We start from the raw sequence: 13684 nt of genomic DNA, 5'->3' as shown, positions 1-13684 counted from the left end.
CAAGAATATTTCACGTAATATACACTTTTGTCAAATATAATGCTATTTAGAAGAGCCGAGTGCAGACATGTTCGCGCCAATATTAAGCGGCAGGAGTTTTTTCTTCGTAAATCTTGCTATTTGGTATGTTATATGTTATAATATACATCAGAAATGGTTTCGTGCTCCGGCGACTTTACCGGACTATAAATACATATATGGAGGTAAATTATGGCACATATTCTTATTGTTGACGACGAAAAAAATATCCGCAATGTAGTTCGCGAATACGCTGAATTTGAAGGATATGAGGTTACTGAAGCCGAGAACGGCATGGAAGCTGTTAATCTTTGTCATGATAATGATTATGACCTCATCATAATGGATGTAATGATGCCGAGACTTGACGGCTATTCAGCATGCAAGGAAATACATAAGACCAAGAGCATACCTGTTATCATGCTCTCTGCAAGAGGCGAGGAATACGATAAGCTATTCGGCTTTGAGATAGGTATAGACGACTATGTTGTAAAGCCCTTTTCTCCCAAGGAACTTATGGCAAGAGTAAAGGTTGTCCTCAAGAGGAATACTCATCAAGATGAGGCTGTATCACCTGATAAATACTCCTTTGAGGGACTTGATGTTGATATTGCCGGCAGAGAAGTATACGTAAACGGCGAAAAGGCTTCTATGACGCCAAAAGAGTACGATCTGCTGTTCTATCTTGTAAAGAACAAGAATATCGCTCTTTCGAGAGACAAACTTCTTGAAGAGGTATGGGGCTATGATTTCTTCGGCGATGATCGTACTGTGGATACTCATATAAAAATGCTTAGAAACAGTCTCGGAGAATACCGCAAGTTCATTGTTACACTGAGAGGAATGGGATATAAGTTTGAAGCCGATTAAACATTTCAGGCGAGCAGGCAGCAGGATACCACTAAAATTCACAGTATGGCTATATTTTATTATATTTACTCTCGTGGTATTCGCACTTCTCTGGCTTTTTCAGATATTCTTTTTTGACAAGTTCTTTCAGAGAATGAAGATACGTACTGCTGTGGACAGCATTGAGACGATAATTGATTCATACAATAATGATCCTAAAGATAAGTTCTATCGAAAATTTACTGAAGTTGCAGTCAAAAATGAGGTCTGTGTCCTTTTGCTTGACAGGTATGGCAGAATTGATACAAAAAAGGAAGTAATAGCCGAATGTATCATACATGACCGCAATTACAACAAGGAAGTTCTTGTTAGCAAGATACAAGCTTCGGAGAACGGCTTTTTAACAACGACAGAAGTAAATCCGCGCACAAACGAGAATATGCTGATAGTAGGATGCAGGCTCGGCAGTGCTTCTTCTCCTCAGGGATATCTGATAGTAAATTCAAGACTCGAACCCGTTCCGAATACGGTATACATAGTAAAGAGCCAGCTAATGTTTATTACGTCAATACTTGTCGTTTTTGCTTTCGTGATATCACTTTATCTAGCAAAAAGAATATCTTCACCTATCGACAGGATCACAAAGTCCGCTGAAAGGCTTGCAAAGGGTGATTTCAGTACGAAATTCGACGGAAGAGGATATCTCGAAGCAAAGCAACTGGCAGATACTCTTACCTACGCGGAGAAAGAGCTCTCAAAGGTGGATACTATGCAGAGAGACCTAATTGCAAATGTATCCCATGACCTGAGAACACCACTGACCATGCTCAAGGCTTATGCCGAGATGATACGCGACCTTTCGGGCGACAATCCTGTAAAGCGAAACGAGCACCTTGAAATAATTATCAGCGAGACCGACCGTCTTGCGTTGCTGGTAAATGATATGCTTGACCTCTCAAAGCTCGAAAGCGGAAAACAGAAGCTTTCTCTCTCTGAGTTCAGCATCACTGAAAAGCTAAACGAGATAATAGACCGATTTAAGGGACTTTCCGATAAGAACGGATATAATATCAAGTTCACTCCGGACGAGGAAAGGACTGTTTGCTGCGATGTAGTAAAGATCGAGCAGGTAATATACAATCTTATTAATAATGCGATAAACTATACCGGTGATGACAAGAAGGTGTTTGTGCGCCAGATAAACAAGGATGACGGCGTTATTGTAGAGGTCGAAGATACGGGAAATGGTATCGAGGAGGACAAGATAAAACTTATATTCGATAAGTATTACCGTTCTGAGAACCACAAGCGTGAGGTGGTCGGAACAGGTCTCGGCCTTTCAATAGTAAAGGCTGTGCTGAAAATGCATAATTTTGATTACGGAGTGCGAAGCACTCTCGGAAAGGGCTCCACCTTCTGGTTCAAGATCAGAAACGTGAAAAAGTGATGGTATATAGATATTACATCCTGTAAATCAGAAACATAGGCTTTAAATCGGCAGAAAAATGTTCGCGATACAGTTTTGACGTTCGCACGAACTGATAAAGAGTTGCGGATAAGCATAAAATGTAATAACTGGCGATTATTTGATTACAAAAATATACGTAAGGTATTAAATGGGTGGACGTTTACAACGGCTCTTGTGTAAGATGCACAATATAAAGAGAAATTATGGTTGATTTTTCTACACTGCACTATCGTCTTTTTCACACAAAATACATAAATGTATGATATAATGTAAATGCTGAGGGAGAATATCCCGAAGCTGATTTTCATGGTAGTTTAATGTTTACCCCAACATTAAATTATTAAATCCCCAATAATCCCTATATCATGGCAGATGAGCTTCCTGAAAAGGAGGCTCATTTGTTTGCTATGAAAAAATTTTGTTGCACAGACGCAATTGCCTATTGACAAATTACCGACAAGGGTGTATAATGAACCCATAACCTTATCAAGAGCGGCGGAGGTAACAGGACCGATGAAGCCGCAGCAACCCGACTGAAATGAGTCGAAGGTGCTAATTCCTGCGGTTTATCCGGAAGATGAGGGCTTTGTGCAGTCATGACTTCTCGGATAGAGAAGTCTTTTTTATTTTTCAGGAGGTTTTTTTAATGAGTAAATGCTTTTTCACATCCGAATCGGTAACAGAGGGACATCCCGATAAGATCTGCGACCAGATCTCAGATGCTGTGCTCGACGCTATTCTTGAACAGGACAAGCTGGGTAGAGTTGCATGCGAGACATGTGTGACCACGGGTATGGTATTGTGTATGGGCGAGATAACTACTTCAGCCGATATAGATATACCAAAGATCGCACGTCAGGTCGTTATAGACATCGGCTACGACAGAGCAAAGTACGGCTTTGACGGACATACCTGCGCAGTGCTTACATCCATAGATGAGCAGTCTCCTGATATCGCAATGGGTGTAAACGAGGCTTTCGAGTACAGAGAAGAGAACGGCGAGTCCGACGGTCTTTCCAACGGAGCTGGAGATCAGGGAATAATGTTTGGCTATGCTTGCAATGAGACTCCCGAGCTTATGCCTCTTCCTATATCCCTTGCTCACAAGCTTGCTATCAGGCTCACAGAAGTACGAAAGGACGGCACTCTCCGCTACCTCCGCCCCGACGGAAAGTCACAGGTAACTGTTGAGTACGTTGACGGAAAGCCTGTAAGAGTTGACGCTGTAGTTGTTTCTTCTCAGCATTCTGCTGACGTTTCTCTTGAACAGGTACGCAAGGATATAGAGGAATATGTTATCAAGGCTGTTATCCCTGCCGAGCTAATGGACAAGGATACAAAATTCTTCATAAACCCAACAGGACGTTTCGTTGTAGGCGGTCCTCAGGGTGACAGCGGTCTTACGGGACGTAAGATAATCGTTGATACATACGGCGGATACTCTCGTCACGGCGGCGGAGCATTCAGCGGCAAGGACCCGACGAAGGTTGACAGAAGTGCTGCTTATGCTGCACGTTATATTGCAAAGAACGTCGTTGCAGCAGGTCTTGCTGACAAGTGCGAGGTACAGCTTTCTTACGCTATCGGTGTTGCAAAGCCCATTTCCGTGCTCGTTGACACATTCGGCACGGGCAAGGTGGATGAGGAGAAGCTTTCGACTGCAGTTTCAAAGGTATTTGACCTCCGTCCGACTGCTATCATCGAAATGCTTGACCTCAGAAAGCCCCAGTATAGACAGCTTGCAGCTTACGGTCACATGGGACGTGAGGATCTTGGTGTTGCCTGGGAGAAAACCGACAGAGTAGATGCCCTCAGAGCTGCACTCTCATAAGGTGCAAATATGGAAGAGCTTCGTAATTACCTTGTGCTTAAATTCACCAATGCGGTTTTCATTGAAATATTCGGTAGATATGCCTCAAATTCGGAAATGGCAGAGTTCGTTGCCGAGGACGGTTCTGTTAGTATGACCTTCAGAATGGTAAATGGAGTTCTTGAAGCTCCCACTACCTGTGAGCAGGCACTGAGCTTGATGTACGTCCTTTTTGAGACAAATCCGGATTCCGCAGTGGGAAGGGTATACAGGGCACATCAGCGAGAGATACTTCGCGAGACGCTGTATAGGCTGACACAGGTGCTTGACGGTTTTAGCGATATACGCATGACTATACATGCCGAGAAGCGTGATGATAAGTCTCCCAGCGGTATCAGGGCTATACATAATGACGTTACTATCAAAAGGACGCGCAGTACGGAGACCTTTTCCGGGAAATAAATTGGACAAACAGGTCATATGTGGGCAGTAGCTATAACGTCCACAGGGTTCTTAACGTCCGAATTGCAATACTAATTAAAAGTCATGAGGAAGTTTTTGTGAAACTTCTTTATGGCTTTTTTTGTCAGCAGCTCAAAAGTTGCGAAGCTGACACCTTGGGGCTAGTCCATTTTTTGTGCAGGCACAGCGGAGCGTTAATACATGCGATGTTATGGTATAAGAGAACGGTTCTGAGCCTTGAAAACAGAGCTATTGGTCTCTTTATAATAAATATATCCGCATCAAAGGGCTTTAAAGTATTATTTTTTGTGATTATGTTGATATTGTATTTTTGCTGTTCTGTTTTTGATTAAGAATATTGTCAACTGAAAGGCGCTCAATTTTTATGTATTTTTATTGTTAAAATGATACAAAAATGCGTAAAAATAATTCAAAAGTACATACATCAAATATTGACTTGAATTATTAACAATGATATAATTACTGTAGATAATTATGCGTACTTTGTACGGAATTGGAGGAGTTTAAATGAGATTCAGAAAAATCCTGAGCGGTCTTACGTCGCTAGCGCTTTCTGTTTCAGCTTTTGCAGGACTTGGAGCTGCCAATCTTGCAGGATCTGTTTCAGTACAGGCGGCTTCCACAAACTGGAAGTTCGACTTCGGTGGCAGTGGAGCAGCCGGAGGCTATACCGGTGTATCTGCATCTGACGGTTACGATCAGGGCAGAGGATATGGCTTTGCTCAGACATGGAATGTTGCAAACGTATCGGCAGGTGGAAACGGAGTACTGGCGGACGCTGTTCAGTTCAAGGACTATGGTACGGGAAATACTTTCAATGTTGACCTGCCCAAGGGACTTTACGAAGTAAAGGTAACGGTGGGAAATGCTCCTCGTACTACTATAAAGCTTGAAGGCATGGTCCAGATGATGAACCTCACAGGCAGAGGGGCTACTGAGACCGTGAAGATACCAGTTACCGACGGTCAGCTCAATATACAGGCTGTTGAGGGTATGAGCAATCGTGAGCAGTCAATTTCAGCTGTTGAGATAACACAGCTAAATGATACCGGAGAAATGCCGCCTACAGTATGGATATGCGGCGATTCTACTGTTGCCAATTACTATAACTGTGCGGACACCTCTCAGCACGGCTGGGGACAGTTTTTCAGCGGCAAGCTCGGCGGAACGACATTCGATGTCAGGAATATGGCTACAAGCGGACAGTACGCCAAGGGCTTTGTGGACGCCGGACAGTTCGCACCTATAGAGACCTACGGAAAATCCGGAGATTATTACATAATCTCAATAGGCATAAACGATTCAAACTACTCTAACGAAACGGAGTATTACAACACTGTCACTGATATGGTAAAACGTGCCAAGGCTAAGGGCATGACGGTAGTTCTTGTAAAGCAACAGGGCAGGCGAGGCGATTTACAGCGCAGCCCCAGACTTACAGGGCGCTGGTACGGCAGTTCTCTCGACAAGATAGGCAGCGAGCAGAGCGTTCAGGTAGTTGACCTGTTCACCAGATGGCAGAATTTTGGGCTTTCCGTGGGCTATGACGGAATGGCTTCATACTATGCAATAAAGAACGACGGTACTGCTGACGACCTTCATCAGAGCAAAATGGGAGCTCAGAAGATAGCGGAGATAATGCTGGAGGAGATACAGTCCGGTGCAAGGGAGCCTATTCACCCCGATGCAAATGTCAGCTATATGTTCAGGAATGTCAACAGCGGTCTGTATCTGGAAGTCGCTGACGGAAGCATGACAAACGGGGCAAACGTTCAGCAAGGACAGTCAGGCGGCGTTTCACAGCTCCATAATACATGGAAGTGCATACAGGCAACAGGCGACTATTACTACATAAAGCCTGTTGATTCAGAACTCTGCCTCTATGTTGACAGCGGTAGCCGAGACAATGGAGCGAATATAGTGGTCGCTGATAAGAACGGCTACAGTGATCAGTTCTTCAAGTTTGCCGACAATGGTGACGGTACGGTTACCATACTCACAAGGGCTTCAAGGGATGCCTCTGCGATAGAGGTTGGAAGCGCCTCTACGAGCAACGGAGCCAATGTACAGCAATGGGAAGTAAACGGTCATGCCTGCCAGAAGTGGGAAATGATAGAGGTAGATGATATTGTTATAACGGTTCCAACAACTACCACAACGGTTACTGAAACAACTACGACCACTGTTACCACTACGACTGAGACCACAACTTCGTATATATTCGATATCTTCATAGAGTACGGTGACGCAAACTGCGATGGCGATGTGGACCTCTCAGATGCTGTACTCATTATGCAGGCTTTGGCAAATCCCAACAAATACGGTATAGGCGGCACCGGAAGAGCTATCACTGAGGAGGGGGTACGCAATGCAGATGTTACAGGAAACGAAGACGGCATGACAGTTGCTGATGCTCTGTTCATACAGACCTATCTTCTCGGTCTCAATGATCTTCCGACACCTGTTAACGTAGTTATTGCACCGACAACAACCACAACAACTACAACCACTGAAGCTTCGACAACAACAACTACTGCTGCTGCACCTGTTCCGGTCAAGTATTATGCGGCAGACCAAACATGGAATGATGGTATCATCGAGACAGTAAACTCTGGATATACCTGTGATAAGGGTTATGTGAACCTTGGAAACAATACTGACAGCAACATAACATTTACAGTGAACGTTTCTTCTGATGGGAACTATATGACCCATATTCGCTTTGCAAACGGCTCTACCAGCGACCGCAAGATGAAGCTTTTCGTTAACAATAATTATGATTCTTGCTGGATGCAGTCATTCCCCGGCACAGGCTCATGGACTGACTGGCAGGAATACGGAATAGTTCTGCCTCTGAAGGCAGGAAACAACACTATTCTCATGCAGTCGGCAATGTCGGAGGGAGCTCCGAATATCGACTATATCGAGCTTATCATCACGGACGAGCCTTACGCTGAGATATACGACCCGTCACAGGAGCAGCAGAGCTCTGGAGGCGGTAAGCGCACTCTTTATATAGCAGGAGATTCCACAGCTCAAAGCTACCGTGAGTCTTATGCCCCTCAGCAGGGCTGGGGCTATTATATGAAGGATTATTTCAATGGTGATATTACTGTTGCAAACCACTCCATAGCTGGAAGAAGCTCCAAGAAATTCTACGACGAGGGCAGATGGCAGACAATTGCGGACAGTCTTAATGAAGGTGACTTTGTAATGATACAGTTTGCCATAAACGATGCAGGTTCTGCTAATGCCGACAGATACGCTCCTACCTGCGGAAATGTGGACAATCCTTCATCTGGCTCTTATGAATGGTATATGACTCAGTTCATCAGGTCAGCAAAGGATAAGGGAGCAACTCCGATACTCGTGACTACGACTATCGGCATGAAGGCTTACTCCAACGGCAGGTTCAGCAACAGCTATACTAACTATAACGAGGCTTGCTACAACCTTGCAAGAAAGTACAGCATACCCTGCATAGACCTGAATTCCATTATGGTGGACCACTACAACTCGGTAGGCTATGATACTGCAAAGAGCTATCATCTTATGGGTGCTGTGGCAGGTTCTACAGACGGTACTCACTTCTGCGAGAAAGGGGCCAATATTGTAGCCGGTCTGGTTGCAGGAGAAATAAGAAAGCAGGGCATAAGCGGTCTTGCTTCATACCTCAAATAAGAAACAGGTGCCCCTGTCACGGTAGTGACGCTCGTTTTGAGTATTTCACCTTTGACAGGGGCGTTTTTTGTTGACACGAGGGGAAAAAAGAGGTATAATGTCTTAGTGATTTATACACAGTATGAAACGCAGCATTAATTTTTATCATCAAAAGGAGAACCAAGAAATGGAAGCAAAGGGAAAAAAGAAGAGGCACAGGATATTAAGAGTCATACTCAAGGTGCTGGGGGCGATACTTTCTGTCATTACAGTAGCAGTCGTGATACTTGCCATAAGGAACCACATTCTCAACAAGAGCGACAGAAAGCTTTATACGGATGCTTACGGAGAGTACTATACCTCTGAGTTCGGGGACAGGATAAACTATACCTTCTATGACAGCAACTCTGACAGGGTGGCGGTAATACTTCCGGGCTACGGTGCCGCGTCGACTCACTATGAGTTTGATACCCTTGCAAAGAGAATAAACGCGGACTACAAACTAATAATCGTTGATCCTATTGGTGTAGGTCTCAGCGATGTTACCGATACAGAGCGCACAGTTGAGAATTACTGTACAGAGCTCCACGGTCTTATGGAACACCTTGGCTATGACAAATACACGATCATCGGACATTCAATCGCTGGTTTGTATTCTCTCTACTATGCCAACGAGTATGCAGATGAGGTGGAAGCTTTTATAGGAATAGATGCATCCGTACCTCATCAGGTGGATTCCGACGAATGGATGGCAAAGCCGGAGAACCAGTACAAGGTTTACAAGCTGCTCCGTGCACTGTTCGTTAAGACCGGCATATACCGTGTGACTACGGAGCTTGGAATGAATGCACTTATGGACGAAATACCTACTCTTACAGAGGAGGACAGGGACAAGGTCTGTGCCATGTACTGCACAGTCCCCATGAACGATTCTCAGATGCAGGAAATGAAGCTTCTGGGGGAGAGCATTGAGAAGTGCCGTGATATGAGATTCCCTGAAACAGTGCCTGTTCTGTATGTGCTTTCAAATGACAACTGCGAGAGAATGGCTCAGTGGGAGCAGCTCCACAAAGATATAGTAACACACCCGAAGAGCAAGGTGGTAAAGATAGACGGAACACATTATCTCCACCATACCAACCTTGATGGTCTCCTTGAGGAGATAAAGAACTGGGAATACAGATAAAAGTAAAAGGGCTTCCGGCAGGAAGCCCTTTTTGCAGGACAGATACTTATTTCTGTTCAATGCTTATTCAATAGTTACTTTCTTCATTATCTGAGGTGTTGTAGGCTTGTCCTGATAGTCTGTAGCACATTCTGCTATTTCATCAACTACCTCCATGCCCTCTACTACCTTGCCGAATGCAGCGTAGTTTCCGTCAAGGTGAGGAGCGTCCTCATGCATTATGAAGAACTGAGATCCGGCTGAGTCAGGCATCATTGAGCGAGCCATAGAGAGAACTCCTCTTGTGTGCTTGAGGTCGTTCTTAACGCCGTTTGCTGCGAATTCTCCCTTGATGTGCCAACCGGGACCGCCTGTACCTGTGCCGTTAGGACAACCGCCCTGTATCATAAAGCCAGGTATAACTCTGTGGAAGGTGAGACCGTCATAGAAGCCCTGCTTTACGAGCTTTTCAAAGTTCTCACATGAGATAGGAGCGATATCAGGATAAAGCTCTATCTTTATCTTCTTTCCGTTTTCCATTTCGATGATTACCATAATTCTTTCCTCCGTTTTGTTTAATTAAGCACGATAGTGAAATCGGTCCTTAATACAGTGGTTGGTTCTGCCGTAGTCGGATGTTCCGCTCTCTCTGCGGCTTCCATGGAAGCTCTTGTAGCCTCGTACTGTTCGAGGATAGAGAGGGTAGTCGTCGGCATCTCGTCGGGATCTATCGGTACAAGACCTATTGGGTCTCCTAGAAGATCGGTCACGGTGGCGTACTGTTGCTCTGTGACTTCCTCTGTGGTTATTGGTATTGTTTGAATTACTTCGCCTATCATGTTGGTGACTACGACATACTGTTCTGGATCCGGCGCTGTGGCAGTCGTTAACGGCAACGTTGGCGGAGTGGGACTGTTTGTTAAGAGATCATCAGGATTGATGGTAGACTTTGTGCTTTGAGTTCTCTTGTTTATTCTGTTTATATCCTCTGCGCAGGATTTGCCTGCGACTATTATAAGAACTGCGGCTAAAACCGCAAGACAAAGCGCGATCAAAGGTCTATTCTGCATATTAACAGCTCCTTGTAATATGGGGTAAATGATATTCTGAAAAGTTCATAACAATGACTGCCATGGGGCGGCCATTGAAGACAAGACATATTATATTAATTATAATCCAATAACGGTATATTGTCAAGTGCGTAAGGCTTTTACTTCATTGGGAAGCCTGCTGCTACCATAAATGCTATAAATGCTGATAATCCGCATATAAACATAAGATATATACAGCTGCTAGGAAGCTTTAAACGATATATGTCATGTGGTGCAGAGGGATTGATCATAAGCTCAGTCGTTTCTCCAACATAGACTGCACGTTTGGAAATGAGATCCTTGTGAGTGTAGTTTACACCGTTATATGTATATGACCAGTAAGGCTTGTAAATAGCTCCGTTCTTTCCGTTCGTATACAGAACATACACACATACGGCACTGACTTTCTCAGTACATCGGCGTTTCTTGACAATGTTGTATACAGCTGGCATTAGTATTATTAGTATTCCGCATTCAATCAGTGAACAACAGAGAAATATTACAGAAATATCCGGGAATATTGCTTCAACTGTACTGAATATCAGAAGTGTTAGTCCGAGCAAAGCAGGTATAGGCAGCAACAATGCAATATCGTATTTTTTTACCTGTTTCAGGCTTATAGAAAGAAGCGTGAAGCCAGCAAATAAAAGGATTCCCTGTACTATACCGAGGGTAGTGCCTTTTAGCAGGCTTAGAAGCACGAGTGAAGCGGATATCATTATTATTCCTGCAACACCTTCCCAGATCACAGCTTTCGGAGGAGTTTCTCTGGAAAAATTGGTGTCAGAAATATCATTATAGCTGTCAACGGAGTCTTCAGAATAGTATATTCCTTCTTCTTTTTCTCGTTTCACAGTTTTTTCGACGAGTATACGGTCTATAAAATAGCATACCGCAGGCACACCGGCAGCAAGGATAAGACCTATTGCAACAATAAGCCCGCTGAGCTCCCTGTTTGAATCGAGAAAAAAGAAGGAAGCACATATCAGGATAAATCCTGTTATCATTGAAATGATGGTTATAATCATCAGACTGGGTGATGAAGGCGGATCGTTCCTTTTTTCCATGGGCTTATTATAGGCGTAATTTATTAATGTCTTGTCTGTGCCTGTTATCTCTATCGCTCTTTTTAATTCTTTTGCCTGTTCTTCAATAGAAAGAGCTTCAAATTCCGGAAGTGTCATGAGCTGAGCTTTGATTTCTGGTGGGCATTTTTCTGTTATGATTGCATAAGTAACTTTGTGATCCATTCTTTTACTTCTTTCCGTTATTTTTCTATAAGACCGCTTATACCCTTTTCAGCAAAGGCTTTCTTGTAGTATATCAGCTCGTCCTGTATCAGGTCGTCGATGACCTGCATACCAAGAAGCTCAACTGGAGCCTTGTCGTCGGTAAGCAGTCTGCCCTTTGAAGTGTATGGGACAAGTTCCTTCTGTACTCTGTTCATAAGCTCCATGAGTGGAGCATTTTCAAGAGCTTCAGTATTACGGCTGAGTGCGGAGAGCATATTGTCGCTGTCAGATGCGAAAAGTTCAAGGTTAGTCGTGTTGGGCACTTCTGCGGTATATATATTCCCGAATACCTCTGAAATCGTATCTGAAAGATAACCGTTTATGCCGTCGGAGCTTTCCGAGCGCATATTCATATTGACTACCATTACGCCGCCCTCGTTGAGATGTTCCTTTACAAGGCGGAAGAACTCCACTGAAGACATCTGAAATGGGATTGTTATATCCTGATAGGCATCTACCATTATAACATCGTATTTTTTATCACATGCTGAAAGGAAAGCTCTGCCGTCGTAGGTAGTTACTTTTACCTCTTCGGGAAGCTCGAAGTACATGTGGGCGAGATCGGTTATCTTTTCGTCTATCTCGACTCCCTCAGCTGTTACACCTTTGAAGTAGGTCATGCACTGCTTTGCGTAGGTTCCTGTTCCCATGCCAAGAACAAGTATATCGGCAGTATTCGGGGAAGCAGTCATAAGGGGAGCAGCCATGGCATAATCGTAGTACATACCTGTAAGCTCTCCCGATTTCACATATACGGACTGAACTCCGAAGAGCACATTCGTGGAGAGATAGGTATGATTCGGGTCTTCACTGACCTGTAGATAGTTGTATACGGACTCTCCTTCATAGGTAAGACCCTTTTCCCAGAATGCAAAGCCCATGGAGGGTGAAGCAAAGCAGCATACTATGAAAAGCGCTGCTGATACGGTACCCTTTACAGCCCCACGTTTGCTGCTTATGAAGTATATCAGTCCAATAACAAGCAGTATTCCAGAGAAGATGAGGAATGTAACGGCTGTTCCAACAGCAGGAATGGATATAAAGGTAGGGACAAAAGTACCTATGATAGAACCTATGGTGTTGAAGGCCCCGAGAGTTCCTACTGTACTGCCGCTGTCATCCAGAGAGTCAACTGTGTATTTTACAAGAGAGGGGGTTACTGTTCCGAGTAGAAAAAGGGGATATACAAATACAACCATACAGGTGAGAAAGGCAGCCCATACAAGGAAACCGGTATTGACGGTGAGGACGAGCAGTCCGGATATTCCGGCAATTACGAATTTGCCTGCAAAGGGTACGGAGGCTATCCATACTGCTGCAATGAGGATACGTCCGTAGAGCCTGTCAGGATCGGGATTCTTATCGGCGCTCCTGCCACCGTATATATTACCGAGAGCCATTGCTATCATTATCGTACCTATGATTATTGTCCAGACTATCTGGGAGGAGCTGAAATATGGGGCAAGGAGCCTACTGGCGCCAAGCTCCACAGCCATAACGGACATTCCTGCAAAGAATTCCGTTATATAAAGGTACCATTTGTTTTTCAGTATACGTGGCAGTGGCTTTTTTTGTTGTGCAGCTTTATTTTTCATATATATCTCCTTTAATTTATCAAGTTGTCAGCGTATATCGTACAAAAACCGATAACAAATCAATTATATCACAAATGAGGTTGGATTGTAAAGTGGTATAATCGTTTGGTGTCGGGCATAGACTTTATCGGGAGGAGATATTATGGATAACAGGATTCCCGATATGGAGAGATACAGAAAGGAGCTCATGAAGCTTTACAGCAGGAGCCCTTCACGCAGCGAGGGAAAGCCGGGACCTGAGGTAAAAGCCTGT

At 44.2% G+C, this 13684-nt stretch carries 10 protein-coding genes and 1 riboswitch; of the genes, 6 read left to right on the top strand and 4 right to left on the bottom strand.

Translation table 11 applies throughout. The features are described 5' to 3' along the window. Window positions 1-210: 210 nt before the first annotated feature. The 6 genes from J6U00_RS14155 (at window position 211) to J6U00_RS14130 (ending at window position 9474) form a co-directional block, all read left to right on the top strand. Window positions 211-888 carry a response regulator transcription factor gene (locus J6U00_RS14155; protein WP_296582895.1) on the top strand — a complete coding sequence of 226 codons (678 nt, stop codon included), beginning with the start codon at window positions 211-213 and terminating at the stop codon, window positions 886-888. Beyond that, a complete protein-coding gene (locus J6U00_RS14150; protein WP_296582893.1) occupies window positions 875-2314 on the top strand; it encodes a HAMP domain-containing sensor histidine kinase in 1440 nt (479 codons plus the stop codon). The genes J6U00_RS14155 and J6U00_RS14150 overlap by 14 nt, the downstream gene beginning before the upstream one ends. 501 nt (window positions 2315-2815) lie before the next feature. Continuing rightward, window positions 2816-2919: riboswitch (SAM riboswitch) on the top strand. A 62-nt stretch (window positions 2920-2981) separates the two neighbouring features. After that, window positions 2982-4166, top strand: a complete 1185-nt coding sequence (gene metK / locus J6U00_RS14145) for a methionine adenosyltransferase (RefSeq protein ID WP_296582890.1) — start codon at window positions 2982-2984, stop codon at window positions 4164-4166. Between the two features lie 9 nt (window positions 4167-4175). Further along, a complete protein-coding gene (locus J6U00_RS14140) occupies window positions 4176-4607 on the top strand; it encodes a hypothetical protein (RefSeq protein ID WP_296582888.1) in 432 nt (143 codons plus the stop codon). A 528-nt stretch (window positions 4608-5135) separates the two neighbouring features. Further along, window positions 5136-8309, top strand: coding sequence for a GDSL-type esterase/lipase family protein (locus J6U00_RS14135; protein WP_296582886.1), 3174 nt, complete (start codon window positions 5136-5138; stop codon window positions 8307-8309). Between the two features lie 166 nt (window positions 8310-8475). Continuing rightward, the gene (locus J6U00_RS14130) at window positions 8476-9474 is read left to right on the top strand and encodes an alpha/beta hydrolase (RefSeq protein ID WP_296582883.1); all 999 of its coding nucleotides are present in this window, start codon (window positions 8476-8478) and stop codon (window positions 9472-9474) included. A 63-nt stretch (window positions 9475-9537) separates the two neighbouring features. Here the strand turns inward: J6U00_RS14130 and J6U00_RS14125 are convergent, their stop codons facing one another. The 4 genes from J6U00_RS14125 to J6U00_RS14110 all read right to left on the bottom strand — a co-directional run bounded on the left by J6U00_RS14125 (window position 9538) and on the right by J6U00_RS14110 (window position 13431). Beyond that, window positions 9538-10008 carry a peptidylprolyl isomerase gene (locus tag J6U00_RS14125; protein ID WP_294750612.1) on the bottom strand — a complete coding sequence of 157 codons (471 nt, stop codon included), beginning with the start codon at window positions 10006-10008 and terminating at the stop codon, window positions 9538-9540. Window positions 10009-10028: 20 nt separating this feature from the next. Beyond that, window positions 10029-10523, bottom strand: coding sequence for a hypothetical protein (locus tag J6U00_RS14120; protein WP_296582881.1), 495 nt, complete (start codon window positions 10521-10523; stop codon window positions 10029-10031). 140 nt (window positions 10524-10663) lie between these two features. Further along, window positions 10664-11794: a hypothetical protein gene (locus J6U00_RS14115; RefSeq protein ID WP_296582880.1), complete on the bottom strand. Its 1131-nt coding sequence runs from the start codon at window positions 11792-11794 to the stop codon at window positions 10664-10666. A gap of 17 nt (window positions 11795-11811) precedes the next feature. Beyond that, window positions 11812-13431 carry a fused MFS/spermidine synthase gene (locus tag J6U00_RS14110; RefSeq protein ID WP_296582878.1) on the bottom strand — a complete coding sequence of 540 codons (1620 nt, stop codon included), beginning with the start codon at window positions 13429-13431 and terminating at the stop codon, window positions 11812-11814. Window positions 13432-13684 lie beyond the last annotated feature (253 nt).

This window comes from Ruminococcus sp. (genome assembly GCF_017650195.1).
GTDB lineage: Bacteria > Bacillota > Clostridia > Oscillospirales > Ruminococcaceae > Ruminococcus.
The sequence above is the reverse complement of the archived record's forward strand: the minus strand, read 5'-3'. Positions and strand labels throughout refer to the sequence as shown.

Coding starts and splice junctions, on each gene's coding strand:
- metK (WP_296582890.1), top strand. CDS start 2,982: ATGAGTAAATGCTTTTTCACATCCGAATCGGTAACAGAGGGACATCCC.
- J6U00_RS14155 (WP_296582895.1), top strand. CDS start 211: ATGGCACATATTCTTATTGTTGACGACGAAAAAAATATCCGCAATGTA.
- J6U00_RS14130 (WP_296582883.1), top strand. CDS start 8,476: ATGGAAGCAAAGGGAAAAAAGAAGAGGCACAGGATATTAAGAGTCATA.
- J6U00_RS14140 (WP_296582888.1), top strand. CDS start 4,176: ATGGAAGAGCTTCGTAATTACCTTGTGCTTAAATTCACCAATGCGGTT.
- J6U00_RS14125 (WP_294750612.1), bottom strand. CDS start 10,008: ATGGTAATCATCGAAATGGAAAACGGAAAGAAGATAAAGATAGAGCTT.
- J6U00_RS14120 (WP_296582881.1), bottom strand. CDS start 10,523: ATGCAGAATAGACCTTTGATCGCGCTTTGTCTTGCGGTTTTAGCCGCA.
- J6U00_RS14135 (WP_296582886.1), top strand. CDS start 5,136: ATGAGATTCAGAAAAATCCTGAGCGGTCTTACGTCGCTAGCGCTTTCT.
- J6U00_RS14115 (WP_296582880.1), bottom strand. CDS start 11,794: ATGGATCACAAAGTTACTTATGCAATCATAACAGAAAAATGCCCACCA.
- J6U00_RS14110 (WP_296582878.1), bottom strand. CDS start 13,431: ATGAAAAATAAAGCTGCACAACAAAAAAAGCCACTGCCACGTATACTG.